12 protein-coding genes are annotated in these 14,666 nt (G+C 37.3%); 4 read left to right on the top strand and 8 right to left on the bottom strand.

Annotation, left to right across the window (positions count from 1 at the left end; genetic code table 11):
- Positions 1 to 5 precede the first annotated feature (5 nt).
- Both rplI and ACFO5T_RS00470 read left to right on the top strand, forming a co-directional pair.
- The gene (gene rplI, locus ACFO5T_RS00475; protein ID WP_021779000.1) at positions 6 to 458 is read left to right on the top strand and encodes a 50S ribosomal protein L9; all 453 of its coding nucleotides are present in this window, start codon (positions 6 to 8) and stop codon (positions 456 to 458) included.
- 100 nt (positions 459 to 558) lie between these two features.
- Complete coding sequence (locus ACFO5T_RS00470) at positions 559 to 1,035, top strand: DUF6495 family protein (RefSeq protein WP_380031121.1); 477 nt, start codon at positions 559 to 561, stop codon at positions 1,033 to 1,035.
- 45 nt (positions 1,036 to 1,080) lie between these two features.
- On the opposite strand, the gene ACFO5T_RS00465 is transcribed toward ACFO5T_RS00470, so the two are convergent.
- Positions 1,081 to 2,391, bottom strand: coding sequence for a DEAD/DEAH box helicase (locus tag ACFO5T_RS00465; RefSeq protein WP_380031119.1), 1,311 nt, complete (start codon positions 2,389 to 2,391; stop codon positions 1,081 to 1,083).
- 238 nt (positions 2,392 to 2,629) lie between these two features.
- On the opposite strand from ACFO5T_RS00465, the gene ACFO5T_RS00460 reads away from it, so the two are divergent.
- Positions 2,630 to 5,848, top strand: coding sequence for a TonB-dependent receptor (locus ACFO5T_RS00460; protein WP_380031117.1), 3,219 nt, complete (start codon positions 2,630 to 2,632; stop codon positions 5,846 to 5,848).
- Between the two features lie 88 nt (positions 5,849 to 5,936).
- Here ACFO5T_RS00460 and trhA read toward each other — a convergent pair whose 3' ends face one another.
- The 6 genes from trhA to ACFO5T_RS00430 form a co-directional block, all read right to left on the bottom strand.
- Positions 5,937 to 6,587 (bottom strand): PAQR family membrane homeostasis protein TrhA, encoded by a 651-nt coding sequence (trhA, locus tag ACFO5T_RS00455; RefSeq protein WP_380031115.1) that lies wholly within the window; start codon positions 6,585 to 6,587, stop codon positions 5,937 to 5,939.
- The gene (locus tag ACFO5T_RS00450; protein WP_380031113.1) at positions 6,587 to 7,321 is read right to left on the bottom strand and encodes a TlpA family protein disulfide reductase; all 735 of its coding nucleotides are present in this window, start codon (positions 7,319 to 7,321) and stop codon (positions 6,587 to 6,589) included. Before ACFO5T_RS00450 ends, trhA begins: the two co-directional genes overlap by 1 nt.
- 158 nt (positions 7,322 to 7,479) lie before the next feature.
- Positions 7,480 to 8,028: a DinB family protein gene (locus tag ACFO5T_RS00445; protein ID WP_380031111.1), complete on the bottom strand. Its 549-nt coding sequence runs from the start codon at positions 8,026 to 8,028 to the stop codon at positions 7,480 to 7,482.
- Positions 8,029 to 8,127: 99 nt separating this feature from the next.
- A complete protein-coding gene (locus tag ACFO5T_RS00440; protein ID WP_380031109.1) occupies positions 8,128 to 8,967 on the bottom strand; it encodes a LytTR family transcriptional regulator DNA-binding domain-containing protein in 840 nt (279 codons plus the stop codon).
- Between the two features lie 225 nt (positions 8,968 to 9,192).
- Positions 9,193 to 10,146 carry a Fic family protein gene (locus ACFO5T_RS00435; protein ID WP_380031107.1) on the bottom strand — a complete coding sequence of 318 codons (954 nt, stop codon included), beginning with the start codon at positions 10,144 to 10,146 and terminating at the stop codon, positions 9,193 to 9,195.
- 228 nt (positions 10,147 to 10,374) lie between these two features.
- Complete coding sequence (locus tag ACFO5T_RS00430) at positions 10,375 to 10,818, bottom strand: hypothetical protein (protein ID WP_380031105.1); 444 nt, start codon at positions 10,816 to 10,818, stop codon at positions 10,375 to 10,377.
- Between the two features lie 268 nt (positions 10,819 to 11,086).
- Here ACFO5T_RS00430 and ACFO5T_RS00425 point away from each other — a divergent pair, with 268 nt between their 5' ends.
- Complete coding sequence (locus tag ACFO5T_RS00425) at positions 11,087 to 11,914, top strand: OmpA family protein (RefSeq protein WP_380031102.1); 828 nt, start codon at positions 11,087 to 11,089, stop codon at positions 11,912 to 11,914.
- Between the two features lie 89 nt (positions 11,915 to 12,003).
- Here the strand turns inward: ACFO5T_RS00425 and clpB are convergent, their stop codons facing one another.
- Entirely contained in the window at positions 12,004 to 14,610 is a 2,607-nt protein-coding gene (clpB, locus tag ACFO5T_RS00420; RefSeq protein WP_380031100.1) for an ATP-dependent chaperone ClpB, read from the bottom strand.
- Between the last annotated feature and the right edge of the window lie 56 nt (positions 14,611 to 14,666).

The raw sequence follows: 14,666 nt of genomic DNA, 5'->3' as shown, positions 1-14,666 counted from the left end.
AACAGATGGAACTTATATTAAAGAAGGACGTTGAGAATCTAGGATTTGCAGACGATATAGTACAAGTAAAAAACGGATACGGTAGAAACTACCTAATCCCTAACGGTCACGCAGTACTTGCTACGCCTAGCGCAAAGAAAGTACTTGCAGAAAACCTAAAGCAACGTGCTCACAAAGAGCAAAAAGTTGTAGATGATGCACAGAAGCAAGCAGATAAACTTAACGCTTTAGAAGTTAAGATATCAGCAAAAACTGGAGACGGAGACAAACTTTTCGGATCTATTACAAATGCAGACGTAGCAGAATACCTAGCAAAAGAAGGAGTAGAGGTAGACAAAAAGTATATCGCTATCGCTGGTAACACAGTAAAACGTTTAGGTAACTATGAAGCAAAAGTACGTTTCCACAGAGATGTGGTAGCTACACTTCCTTTTGACGTAGTTGCAGAAGCAAACTAAGTCTTAAGTAAATAGATTAAAAACCGTTCTTATCATATAAGGACGGTTTTTTTATGAACTATATTTTTTAAATACGCTTACGCGAAAATTATCACTCACAATGAAATACGCTCGCCTTACAAAAGAACAACTAGAAGAACTACGCCCAGAGTTTATAAACTTTCTAGCTACCCAGTCTATCACTGCAGATGAGTGGGCAACTATTAAAGAAAAACAACCCCTCGTTGCAGAAGAAGAGATAGACGTCTTTTCTGACCTAGTATGGGAAGGTGTACTCACAAAGGCTCAATACCTAGAGCATATCTCGCCTAACCAGATGCACCTTTTCTTTTTAAGAGAAAACAATATGGCACTTATAGCCATAAAAATCAATAAAGAAAACATAGATATCACTACCGCAGAAGGGTATGGATGGCTTAAGGAAAACTTAGGTGATGATGATGTAGTATTTATGAGCGCAAGTAAAGACTATAGTGAAGATCGCAATGCAGATAAGTTTAAACTCATAAGAGAAGGCGCAGTAATCACACGTGGTGATCTTTATAAATGGTTTGAGCGCTTTGTGGATGTGAAGTAATTATAACTACTCATACCAGCAATAAATGTAAAATTGAGGATATGACTAAGCTAGTCGTATCCTCAATTTTGCTTTTTTAAGGCGTTTGTTATCTAGTTTTTTTATAAATGATTGAGCAGCACTTTTGTGCACCGCTACAAAAGATTGTGTGTTTTTTACCTCAATGGTTCCTAGTTGCTCGCGTTGTGCATTTCCTTCTTTAAAGAAAAAACCAGCGATATCACCTTTTGATATCTTGTCTTTACGACCACCAGAGAGCTCGAGGGTTGTCCACTGTGATCCTTCTGGTATTTCTCTGTCGTGTAAATACTCTTCATCCATTACCGGCATAAAGTCTGGCAGTCGCTCGTTGCGCCAGTGTAGTACATAAGCCGTACCTTCAGACTGCATACGAGCCGTACGACCATTACGGTGTGTAAACTCTTCTGAGTGAATAGGAAGGTGGTAATGTATAATAAACTTGATTTCTGGTACATCTATACCACGTGCAGCAAGATCTGTTGCTAGCAGTAGCTGGTGTGTGCCATTTCTAAATTTAAGAAGTGATAACTCACGCTCACGCTGCTCCATTCCTCCATAAAAAGTGCCGTGTGCGATACCGTGATCGTTGAGATAATCACTTATTCTAGAGATGGTATCTTTAAAGTTACAGAAGATAATACCTGGTTGATCACCTATGTGACATAAAGCTTTTACAAGCGTGTCTAGCTTATCTTTTTCTGGTGATATAATCGCTTTTATTTCTAGCTTAGATCCTCCTTGATGCAAATATTCTACTTCTACAGGGCTATTAAGTCCTACAAATCTTGGTATGTCTACACCTTGAGTTGCAGAGGTAAGCACCTTTTTTTCTAAAGCAGGTAAAAAGCTCATAATCTCTGTCATCTCTCCTTCAAAACCTACTTCTAGTGATTTGTCAAATTCATCAAGCACAAGCGTTTTGATGTGATCTGTAGAAAAAGTTTCTCTACGTAGGTGGTCTGCAAGTCTACCTGGTGTTCCTATTAATATTGCTGGACGGTGCTTTATGGCTTGTCTATCTGTATTAAAACTTTGACCACCATAAGCGGCGTGTATCTTATAACCTGTACCCATATTGCGGGCAACATTTTCTATCTGTATAGCCAGCTCTCTAGAAGGCACAACTATAAGTAGTTGCACTTCTTCTATACTTAAATCTAACTCTGCAATTACGGGTAGTAAAAACGCAAGCGTTTTACCAGTACCGGTAGGAGATAGTAATATCACTTCTTTTGCTGAGTGTATGGCAAGTTGTGCCGCCTCCTGCATCTCGTTAAGTGAGGTGATTCCTAGTTTTGCTAGAATTTGTTGCTGATTTTTTTGATTACTTATCATAGGGTACAAAGGTAGAACTTTCTTTCAATGCGCGTTGTATGGTAAGAGCGCAAATATTCAACAGCTTGATTGTCTATGTGATAAGTTTTGTGGGGTTTTATTACGCTTTCGCGAAAGCGTAATACCCATAAATAACATATTCACAATTGTTAATTAAATGTGAAAATAAAATTAACTTAAGGTTTAGTAAGTGTTAACACCTTCTTAAATTCGCGCAAAATAATTTTACAAAAACCTTATGTTCAAAAAACTTTTATTTTTAGTAACACTTCTAATGGCAGTAGCTGTAGGCGCACAGACGACTACTTCTGCTATCTCTGGAGTTGTAAACGCTGGTGAGCAAACGCTTCCTGGTGCAAACGTGGTAGCGGTACACACACCTACTGGTACTACGTATGGAGCGATCACAAACTTTGACGGTCGTTTTAATCTTTTTAATTTACGTGTGGGAGGACCTTATACAATAACGGTAAGTTATGTAGGTTTTCAAGCACAAGAATACACTGGAGTGACTCTTAACTTAGGAGAAACTTATAACGTAGAGGTAACACTATCTGAAGATAGTAATGCTCTTGAAGAAGTTGTAATTACAGGTAGCCGTAACAACACTTTTAGTGATGGACGTACGGGATCTACTACAAATGTAGGAGAGCGCCAGCTTAAGGCATTACCTACGATTTCAAGATCTGCTGCAGATTTTTACCGTCTAGAGCCTAGTGCTTCTAGTAATGGATCTTTTGGAGGTCGTAATGATCAGTTCAACAATTTTAGTCTTGATGGAGCGGTTTTTAATAACCCATTTGGTCTTGATGCTGCTACTCCAGGAGGACAGACAGGATCACAGCCTATCTCTCTTGATGCGATTGAGCAAATTCAAGTAACTACTGCACCTTATGATGTAACTCTTTCTGGGTTTACAGGAGCATCTGTAAATGCTGTAACTAAAAGTGGTACTAATGAGTTTAAAGGAACTGTTTATGGTTTTTATAGAAACGAAGACCTTACTGGTGGAAAAGTTGCTGGTGATGACGTTTTTAAGGCAGACTTAAGCCAGAACACATACGGTATAAGTATAGGAGGTCCTATCATTAAGAACAAACTTTTCTTCTTTGCAAACTTTGAAGATGAGAGCCGTTCTGACCTAGGAGCACCTTGGGCACCTAACCGTAATACGGGAGCTATTAATGAGTCACGTGTATTACCATCAGATCTAGATGCAGTCTCTGCAGCATTAAGCAGTATTACTTATGCAGATGGAAGCTCTTACGATCCAGGTAGATATGAAGGATTTAACTTTGATGCAGGTTCTACAAAGGCATTATTTAAGTTAGATTGGAACGTAAATGATAAAAACCGTGTTGCATTAGTATATAACTTACTAAGATCTTCTAAAGATAACCCGGCAAACCCTAATGCAATTGCATTACGTGGACCAAGCCAGTCTACAATACAGTTTGAAAACGCAGGATATGCAATAAACAATAACATAGACTCTTTCCAACTAGAGTGGAACAGTGAGTTTGCACCAAACGTGTCTAACAAGTTTCAGGCAGGTTACACATTCTTTGATGATTTTAGAGAGCCATTCTCTACGCCAGCACCTTCTATAAACATTACAAAAGGTGGTCAGAACTATATCATTGCAGGTCACGAGCCATTCTCTATAGGAAACAAGCTTGAGCAAGAAGTTTTTCAAATCACAAACAACTTAAACATTGTATCTGGTGATCACACAATTACGCTTGGTACTTCTTTTGAAAAATTCAGCTTCTATAACTCTTTTAACCTTACAGGTTATGGTTTTGACTTATTCGGGAGTGTAGCTATCGATCAAGAAACAGATCTTGATGGAGACGGTATCGCAGATACAGATTACATAAATGATGTAACAGGTGAGACAGATCTAGATGCTTTCCAGCAGTTCCTTATAGATCGTTACCAAGATACATTTACTGCTGCAGAGGCAGAGTTTAATGAAAACAACGGTTTACCTATAGGTGATCCAAACGGATGGTCACTTGCAGAGACTAACGTAGGACAGTTTAGCCTTTATGCTCAAGACCAGTGGAAAATGAGTGAAGACTTTACTCTTACACTAGGTATGAGATTTGATAAGCCTTTATACTTTGATACTCAAGACAAGATTCAAGAAAATATTGATAGAAAAGGTACTTACCAGCCAGATAACGTATATGTAGACCCAGCAACTGGAGAAGATATCTTATTAGACAGTACAGTACTTCCAGATAACGCATTCTTATGGTCACCTAGATTAGGTTTTAACTGGGATGTAAAAGGAGATAAGACGTTCCAAGTACGTGGAGGAACTGGAGTATTTACAGGTCGTTTCCCATTTGTATGGTTAGGTAACCAAGTGCAAGGTGTAGATTTCTTCTTCTACCAGACGGTAGATCAAGATTTTAAATGGCCACAAGTATGGAGATCTAACATAGGAGCAGATTACCGTTTTGATAATGGTATCGTTCTTACTGCAGACCTTTCTTATACAGAAGATCTTAATGCTGCACACGTACAGAACTGGGCACTTAATGATCCATCTTCTACACTAGAAGGTGTAGATAACAGACCTATCTACCAGACGTCAGATTTTGCTACAAACCAGTTTGGAGGTCCTACAAATGCGTATGTATTTACAAACTCAAACTCTGGACGTACGTATAACGCAACGTTTAAGGCAGAGAAGTCTTTCAGCAATGGTTTATTTGCAAGTCTTGCTTATAACTACCTTGACTCAAAAGATGTAAATTCTATTGATGCAGAGATTACAGGAGATGCTTTTAACGCAAACGCAATAAGAGGAAACGCAAATGATGATATTCTTGCAAACTCTCGTTATGGTGATCAACACCGTATTATCGCAGTAGCTTCAAAGAAATTTGAGTACGGAGATGGTAAATTTGCAACAACAGTTTCTGCTTTTGGAGAGTGGGCTAGAGGAGGACGTTTTAACTACACATATGCTGGTGATATAAACGGTGATGGTAGTAACTTTAACGACCTTATCTATATCCCTACTGCAGACGAGCTAGCACAGCAAAACTTTGCTACGCCAGAGCAAGCACAAGCATTTGAGCAGTACATCCAGCAAGATGATTACCTGAGCGAAAACAGAGGTGGTTATGCAGAGCGTTATGGAGCACTTGCACCTTGGAGAAGTCGTGTAGATTTCCGTTTACTTCAAGATTATAACTTTAATGTAAAAGGAAAGAAAAACACATTACAGTTTAGCCTTGACATCCTTAATATAGGTAACCTTATCAGTTCAGATTGGGGACTTGTAGAGCAGCCTAACAGTATACAGCCAGTAAGTGTATCTGTTACAGATGGTGTTCCTACATATACTTATAATGAGGAGTTAACACAAACTTTTGGTACAGATGCAAGCCTTCTTAACAGATGGCAAGCACAAGTAGGGTTACGTTACATCTTTAACTAGAACCTTACGACCACATATAAAAACCGCCTGCAAGAAATTGCAGGCGGTTTTTTATTTATATAATGTAAAACTATTGGCTCTGTATGGTCTAAGCAACTCCTACATAAAAGTAGACCGCGATAAAATGTGCAAAAGATCCTCCCAATACAAATACGTGGAAAATCGCGTGGTTATAAGGAATACGAGATATACTGTAAAGTACAGCACCTATCGTATATAAAATACCTCCTGCAAATAACCATTCCACACCAGCAGGATCAAGGTTTGCAAGTAATGGTTTGTATGCAAAAACAATAAGCCAACCCATCGCTACATAAAGGATAGTAGAAAGGATGTCAAATCGTCCGGTAAAGAAGAGTTTTAGTATAATCCCAAAGAGAGCGATAGACCAGGCTATCCCAAAAATCCACCACCCAGTAGTGCCATCTAGAGTAACTAGCGTAAAAGGCGTGTATGTGCCCGCAATGAGTACATAGATCGCCGCGTGATCAAATATTTTAAGTCTTGCTCTACGTAAAGGTTTTGTCGCGCTATGATACGCTGTAGAGGCAAAGTATAATACACATAAACTTATTCCAAAAACAATAAGACTTATGGTGGCGGTTGTAGTTACGCTTTCGCGAAAGCAAAATAAAATCAACCCAAAAACACTTGCTACAAAACCAAAACCGTGTGTCCATACATTAAGTCGTTCCTCTTGAGGGGAGTAATCTGGAGTTGGGGCTGTGGTGTTTTCCATTAGTTATCTGCGAGTAAGTAATCTAGGTGTTCCTTAAGGATTTCTGTAACCTCTGCTGCTGGACCTCTTCCTTGAGCCATCACAGCATTTTCTACAAAGCGCACAGTACCATTGCGATCCATAAATACAAGCTTAGGATAGGTATTAGTTTTTAAATCTTGCTTTAAATAGCTGTCACCATCTACTAGGTGCTCAAAATCAAAAGGTTTCTTAGTTAAAAAAGCGTCGATTTTGCTTTTTGGTTCAAAAGTGATAGCAACAAAATTTACGCGATCCTCATATTGCTTTTTAAGGTCATTGAGATATGGAATCTCTGCGATACAAGGAGGACAGCTCGTAAACCACAAGTTGATGAGTGTAATTTTATCATTATAACTCTCCTTAGACTTAAGCCCGTTTGCAAGATCTTGCAGCTGAAAGTCGGGTAGGGGTTTATTAATTAAACCATTCACACCTACATTAATGTCTAGAGGCGCGCTATTAGATTGCGATAGCATCACCTCGACCTCTTGTATAATTGAGTCTTGTCGCACACGCATATGGCGAACTTTAAAGTTAGCTTTTGTGTATTTCCAGCTTCCTTGCGCACCATAAACCTCCTCAATAGATTTTAGTTTTGCTTGAAAAGCCTCCTCATTATAGGTGTCACCTTGAAAAACGTAGTAGTTGTCTTGCGCGTTAAGCGCTAGCGCAAAGAATAATATAAATAAGCATTGTATTTTTTTCATCATCATAGGTATGTGTTACAAAGATAGCTATTGCTAGCATACACGCACCTATATACATTTATCGTGCCTTACTGGGGGTTAGGGGTGATTTTGTTACTATAGTTTAGGACACTATAAATTTTGATTTTGTTTCTAACTGAGTTCTTCTTAAAATAATCAGAAAACTACTTATCTTCTAAAATATCGCGTATAATCTTAAGGTGATGTTCTGTATGAATTGCGAGAAACTTAATAGTTTCATCTCTATTTAATGTTCCAAGAATAGGATGATTGAAGTGCTTATTTTCTGCAAGCGTAGGTAACTTTTCAACTGTTGCAAGCGCTTCATCATAATGCATTTGTAAGATATTGATCGTTATATCTCCTTTTGGTGTTACGGCCTCTGGTGCAGTAGCTTTTCCCCTAGGTAGCATATTATTAGCGAAAACATAATCACGTGCCATATTGGATTCTGCTTTATAATTACTTTCATTGGAATATGCGAGCGCTTTATATAATTGATTAACCATTAAATAAATATGATCCATATGCCACGCAACAGCAGCTTCAGACACTTCAAGGTTTTTTGTTTCTCTCACAGGGTTATAAGTTGCCACCTCATTAAGTTGTATTTTAAGATCAGAATTTCCTTTGTTTAATTCTATAGGTGCAGCGCTACTTAGTAATAAGATTCCTGCCATTGAGAATAAGATAATGTGAATACGATTTTTCATAAGTCCATTTTTAAAATTGTTTAGCCCAAAAATAGACTGTAAATCAATACGTTATGTTAATATGGGACGTATGTGCCACTTTTGTGATGAACGGGAAGGCTAGTAAAAGTCGGCTTTTGAAAAAGATCTAGAGACGGGAATGCTCGTAGGTACTTTATCTAGTTGTATAGTGAGCGATCTTGCATTACCATCAATAGTTATTATATGTTCCGTATTAATAAGGTATGAGCGATGACAACGTTTTACCTGAGAGTGATTTTTAAATTGTACTTCAAGCTGTTTTAAAGAAAGCCTAATTAGCTTTCGCGAAAGCGTACTATCATTTAGATAAAATATCGTCACATAATTCCCTTCTGATTGTGCATATACAAACTGGGATAATCGCATTGCAATAGGCGTTGCTTTTACACTCTCTTCTTGTATTTGTACTGTAACCGTTTCTTCTACAACTGGGCGCTGTAGTTTAGTAGAAAGTAATTGTGCTTTATTGAGGTTTTGTTTTGAAAGTGTACGTTCTGTAAAAAAGATTAGACCTACAATAGGGAAAATCCCTATCGAAGTAGTGATTTTAAGAAAACTAAAAAAGGTTTTATAAAAGGCACCATCACCTCGCCAATAGTAATAATGGAAGGAATTAAAAGTACTTATTATCAAGATGCAGGTTGATAGTAATATAATTTCATTAGCTATGGTCCATTTTTCTGGACGAAAAAATACTAGAAATAATTTAGGTAGAACAAAGTAGGTTACACAAACACCCAGAAAAACGGAAATTCCAAAACCCGCTAAGAATACATATTTATAATTTATAGACTGTCCTGCACCAAAAGGTTCAAAAACTATTAAAAACAGGTAAACAAAAACGCCTGAAAATAATGCAAATAACCACTTGTATCTAGTGTTTTGTAACAAAGGATATGGTGATTTGAGCCACTGCATTAGAAACTGTTTTATTTTAGTCTGATTTGAAGCTGCATTTTAGGTGTGCTTGTTTTTTAATTGATGATTTAAATATACAAGTATTTAATAAAAATGGCGCTTTTGCGAAATCCTAAAACCAAGAAGACCTTACGATGAGAGTTATAGATCAAAACTGGCTTAAAGGCTTAGCTGAGACCACCCGAAGTAGACTTGTTTTTTAACTCAGTTCTTTGTTAGCCTGAGTTATTTTAATCGGTAGATTGTCTTATTTTTTTCTCCTATTTTTTCAAATAAATTTAATTCAGTCCCTTTCTTTAAATCTCTACTCGCAGTTGCAGAAGAAATGTCTTTAAAAATATTCATATAATCTTTTCTTGTGAATTCAGTTTTATTTAATGAAACATAATATTCCAATCTATCTTTTTCAGTTAACGTTCGGTTATTAAAATCTAACAATTCACTTATTGAAATGTCAATTACATTAAGCATATATTCAATAAACTTAGTTGACTTTCCAAATTTATCACTTTCAGCCAAAGCTTTATAATATTTTTCTTGGTCATTACTAATTAAAGTTTCAAAAGGTAAAAACTCAAAGATTGGATATTTTTCCATCAAAATTAATGTTTGCCATAATCTTCCCATTCTACCATTTCCATCTAAAAATGGATGTATAAACTCCATTTCGTAATGAAAAACACAACTTTTAATTAATTCAATTTCGTCAGACTTTTTAAGATACTCAAAAAGGTCTTTCATTAAGTACGGTACATTTTCAAAAGGTGGCGCTAGATGCTCAACTTTAGACCCTTTTACGATTCCAACACCTTGTTTTCTATATGTCCCAGGTATTTCTATAAGTCCTTCCATTAAGTCTTTATGTGCTTTTAAAAAGTCTTTTTTACTTGAAGGTTTGTATTGTTGTAAATTCTCATAGATCTTAATGGCGTTTAAGACTTCAAGTACATCTCTCTCAGGACCTATCACTCTTTTATTCTCTAAAAGGGCTGTGATTTGTTCTTCTGTAAGTGTGTTCCCTTCTATTTTAAGCGAAGAATGAATCGTTTTGATTCTATTTTGTTTTCTCAGTTTAGGTGAAGGTCTGTCTAGATAACTAGCATTTATTTCTCCTATTTTTTCTGAAATAGAAGTAATTAGCTTTAAAATAGAAGAGGTTATTTCGTAAGGCGGTTTCATATTTGATACTATCATTTGATACTATCAAATATACAATCACACAAACGAATTATATAATTCAATGTAAATTTTTAATATACAAGTATTTAAGAAAGATTAAGCTTTCGCGAAAAGATTAAATGAGGAAGGCTCTGAGGTGTGAATTATGGATTAAAATTAGTTTAAAAGCTTGTACTGAGAGCGTCTTTAGTAAGTTTGATTTGTTACTCAGTTCTTTGTTGTAAGCAGTTATACAATGGTTATAATTTTAGCGACTTTTAGTTCATCCATTATCAAAGAATAAATACTCCTTCCATAAATATTGGCCTTTTCTTTTTGAGTTACGACTATTTCCGCATCCATATCATAACTATTATTTTCTCGATTAGGTATTGAAACAGAATCTACTCTACACTTAGATAATACAATTTTTGAATCTGGCATTTTAGATGCAAAATCTAATATATCCTTAATATTATCATTAATTCTTTTGAAGTAGGCTAATTGATAGTCGGTTATATTATTACTCACCGATGGAAAAACAATTTCAGTTTTGTATTCAAAATTTGTAAGATTTATTTTCCCTCGGCAGGCATAGTCGTTATGCTCAGCAGAAAAAATTAATTCACCTATCTCAGGAATATAATCAGATTTAATCTCTTTCTTGGATTTGAAAATATCAAATAATCCCATAACTCTATTTCTTAAATTGCTTACAACAGGCCACTACATAAAGCGAGTGCTTTATTTTATGATGTGCCTGTTTTCTTGTTTTTAATTGATTAACTAAATATACAAGTATTTGAGAAAGATGACGCTTTCGCGAAAGGATAATTTGAGGATGCCCAGATGATGAGAATTAGCAGTCAAACTCATATACTTTCCAATCTCTATTGACTACTTTAGTATTTTTATTTTAATCAGTAATTTTTTTACATCTTTATCTTTAGAATAGCCATCTATGCGTTTAACGATTATACTTTTATTTACATCCTTACTTGCACATAGTCAAGAAGTAAGCCACTTATCAATATATTTTGATTCAGATAGTGACGAGATTGTACCCAAGGAGTATGTAAAGCTAGATAGTTTAGTCAAACTTCATAAAAAAGATTCTATTACACTTGTTTTGAAAGGCTATACAGACAAGTATGCGGGAAATGAGTACAATCTAAAACTGGCGCATAGAAGAATTGCAGCAACAAAAGAACTACTTAAAACATTTACAATAGATACGCTTCAAGCAGTAGGTGAGCTACAAGATGCTTCGTGGAGAGCACGACGCGTAGATATTTCTGTAATAGTTAAAGAAAAGAATATCCCAGATAGTTCTAACTTTATTGTAAATGAACCAAAAAATGAAGGAAATAAAAGACGAATGTTGTCTTCAAGAAATCTTGATATCACTTCTTATAGCGAATTAGAAATTAATGAAACAACTGTTTTATTTGGCGTTTTCTTTCAAGGTGGAACGGACAAAATGCTGGGTAGTAGCAGTGTTATAACGCTAAGAAAAGTAGTACGTTTTTTAGAAGGATATCCTACTAGAAAGATTTTAATAACAGGCCATATTTGTTGCTCCCCTGATAGAGAACCACAACTAGATGGATATAATAACAGAACAGGTAGTATGACACTATCTGAAGATAGAGGTAAAATTGTATATGATTATCTCATAAAAAACGGAATTTCGGCAGATAGATTGAAATATCGTGGAAAGGCTTACACAGAACCATTAGACTGGGAAGAAACTAAGAATCGTAGAGTAGAGATGACCATTCTAGAATAGTCAGACTTTTTTATGGTAGTCATTTTTAACCACAAAAAAAGTGGATACCTATCGCTAGATATCCACTTTACATAATCATCAATTAATCTTTATTCTTCTTCTCCTGTGCGTTCTGCTTCGTTTCTGAAAACGAGTTTATCATCAAAGGAGTCTACGAGTATCACACTGTCTGATGTTACTTTACCGCTCAAAATTTCTTTTGATAACTGGTTAAGTACCTCGCGCTGTATTGCTCGTTTTACAGGTCTTGCACCATATTCTGGCTGGAAACCTGCTTCGGCAAGGAAGTCTATGGCTTGCTTTGTTGCGTCTAGCGTGATATTCTGCTGTGAGAGCATCTTTCTAATGCCCTTGAACTGTAGTTTTACAATATCACGTATATCTTTTCGCGTAAGCGGACTAAACATTACAATGTCATCTATTCTATTTAAGAACTCTGGACGTATGTTTTGTTTTAATAATCCTAGTACATCCACCTTTGCAGACTCCATTGCAGCATCTACATCTGGAATGGTCTCAAAACGCTCTTTTATGATATGACTACCCATATTTGAAGTCATTATGATAATGGCATTTCTAAAGTCGGCAGTGCGGCCTTTGTTATCTGTGAGTCTACCTTCGTCAAGCACTTGTAACAATACGTTAAACGTATCTGGGTGTGCCTTCTCAATCTCATCTAGCAACACCACAGAGTAGGGGCGACGTCGCACGGCCTCCGTAAGCTGGCCACCTTCATCATATCCTACATATCCTGGAGGTGCTCCCACTAGACGGCTCACGCTATGACGCTCTTGATACTCACTCATATCTATGCGCGTCATTGCATTCTCATCATCAAAGAGGTACTCTGCCAGTGCCTTTGCAAGTTCTGTTTTACCTACACCGGTTGTTCCTAAAAACAGGAACGATCCTATAGGCTTTTTTTGATCTTGCAATCCTGCACGGCTACGTCGTACGGCATCACTCACGGCAACAATAGCCTCACGTTGTCCCACTACGCGTTTGTGCAACTCGTCTTCTAGCTTGAGTAGCTTCTCACGTTCTCCCTGTAGCATTTTTTGTACTGGGATTCCTGTCCATTTTGCAACTACCTCTGCAATGTCTTCGCTGGTTACTTCTTCCTTAATAAGCGAAGTATCTGCTTGACTTGCAAGATCCTTTTGTAGCTCCTCAAGATGCTCCTGAGCCTCTTTTATTTTACCGTAACGTAGCTCTGCTACCAGGCCATAGTTTCCTTCTCGCTCTGCTTTTTCGGCTTCTAGCTTGTAGTTTTCTATGTCTTGTTTTGCATTTTGTACACTCTCTACAATATCCTTTTCAGATTGCCACTGCGCGTTAAGGTCGTTGCGCTCCTCCTTAAGGTTTGCTAGATCAGCACGTAGGCTTTTGAGCTTATCTTCATCTTTCTCACGCTTTATCGCCTCAATCTCAATCTCTAGTTGCATCACACGACGGTCTAACACATCGAGCTCTTCTGGCTTAGAGTTGATTTCCATTCTCATTTTCGCGGCAGCTTCATCCATCAAGTCAATCGCCTTGTCTGGTAAAAATCTACTCGTGATATAGCGCTGTGATAACTTTACAGCAGCAATAATAGCATCATCCTTAATACGCACCTTGTGGTGTGTCTCATACTTGTCTTTGATACCACGTAAGATAGAAATAGCACTCTCTGTATCTGGCTCATCTACGGTTACCTTCTGGAATCTACGCTCCAGGGCCTTATCTGCTTCAAAGTATTTTTGATACTCATCAAGCGTGGTAGCACCTATGGCGCGCAGCTCCCCACGAGCAAGAGCAGGTTTTAAAATGTTTGCCGCATCCATCGCACCTTGACCACCACCGGCTCCCACCAGGGTGTGTATCTCATCTATAAAGAGTACGATGTCTCCATCACTTTCTGTTACTTCTTTAATAACTGCTTTAAGACGTTCTTCAAACTCTCCTTTAAATTTTGCACCCGCAATAAGCGCTCCCATATCCAGCGCAAATATTTGCTTGTTCTGCAAGTTTTCTGGGATGTCACCATCTACAATTCTATGCGCAAGACCTTCGGCAATGGCGGTTTTACCCGTACCTGGCTCTCCTACGAGTATAGGATTGTTCTTCGTACGGCGTGTTAAAATCTGTAAGATGCGTCGTATCTCTTCATCTCTACCTATCACGGGGTCTAGCTTGCCTGTGCGTGCTAGTTCGTTAAGGTTTTTTGCATACTTGCTTAGTGAGTTATACGTCTCTTCTGCACTTTGTGAGGTCACACGGTTACCCTTGCGCACTTCTGTAATAGCAGCTTGCAGGTGCTTCTCAGTGACACCTTGATCCTTTAAGATTTGGGCTACTTTACTTTTTGTCCCGAAAATAGCGAGTATGAGATGCTCAATAGAGACATACTCATCGTTCATATTTTTGGCAATAATATTAGCCTGAGTGATTGCTTTATTTGCTTCTCTCCCTAGCATTATATCACCACCAGACACCTTAGGATAACTCTCAAGGGTGCTGTCTAAAATTTGCTGTAATAAAGGCACATTTACATCAAGTTTTTGAAGCAAGAAAGGCGTTACGTGCTCATCTACTTCAAAAATTGCTTTAAAAATATGCTCATTTTCAATTTGCTGGTGACCTAGCTCTTGAGCAATTTGCTGTGCTCGCTGTATGGCCTCCTGCGACTTTATCGTAAAATTGTTAATATTCATTTCATATGTTTTAAGAGACCATTACTTGCTGTAAAGCGCTTGCTAATGATTTCTGG

The sequence above is a fragment of the Dokdonia genika genome (genome assembly GCF_042652845.1).
Taxonomy (GTDB): Bacteria; Bacteroidota; Bacteroidia; order Flavobacteriales; family Flavobacteriaceae; genus Dokdonia; species Dokdonia donghaensis.
The sequence above is the reverse complement of the archived record's forward strand: the minus strand, read 5'-3'. Positions and strand labels throughout refer to the sequence as shown.

Excerpts from the sequence above, each read along its gene's own strand:
- rplI (WP_021779000.1), top strand. The coding sequence starts at position 6 with ATGGAACTTATATTAAAGAAGGACGTTGAGAATCTAGGATTTGCAGAC.
- ACFO5T_RS00470 (WP_380031121.1), top strand. The coding sequence starts at position 559 with ATGAAATACGCTCGCCTTACAAAAGAACAACTAGAAGAACTACGCCCA.
- ACFO5T_RS00465 (WP_380031119.1), bottom strand. The coding sequence starts at position 2,391 with ATGATAAGTAATCAAAAAAATCAGCAACAAATTCTAGCAAAACTAGGA.
- ACFO5T_RS00460 (WP_380031117.1), top strand. The coding sequence starts at position 2,630 with ATGTTCAAAAAACTTTTATTTTTAGTAACACTTCTAATGGCAGTAGCT.
- trhA (WP_380031115.1), bottom strand. The coding sequence starts at position 6,587 with ATGGAAAACACCACAGCCCCAACTCCAGATTACTCCCCTCAAGAGGAA.
- ACFO5T_RS00450 (WP_380031113.1), bottom strand. The coding sequence starts at position 7,321 with ATGATGATGAAAAAAATACAATGCTTATTTATATTATTCTTTGCGCTA.
- ACFO5T_RS00445 (WP_380031111.1), bottom strand. The coding sequence starts at position 8,028 with ATGAAAAATCGTATTCACATTATCTTATTCTCAATGGCAGGAATCTTA.
- ACFO5T_RS00440 (WP_380031109.1), bottom strand. The coding sequence starts at position 8,967 with ATGCAGTGGCTCAAATCACCATATCCTTTGTTACAAAACACTAGATAC.
- ACFO5T_RS00435 (WP_380031107.1), bottom strand. The coding sequence starts at position 10,146 with ATGAAACCGCCTTACGAAATAACCTCTTCTATTTTAAAGCTAATTACT.
- ACFO5T_RS00430 (WP_380031105.1), bottom strand. The coding sequence starts at position 10,818 with ATGGGATTATTTGATATTTTCAAATCCAAGAAAGAGATTAAATCTGAT.
- ACFO5T_RS00425 (WP_380031102.1), top strand. The coding sequence starts at position 11,087 with ATGCGTTTAACGATTATACTTTTATTTACATCCTTACTTGCACATAGT.
- clpB (WP_380031100.1), bottom strand. The coding sequence starts at position 14,610 with ATGAATATTAACAATTTTACGATAAAGTCGCAGGAGGCCATACAGCGA.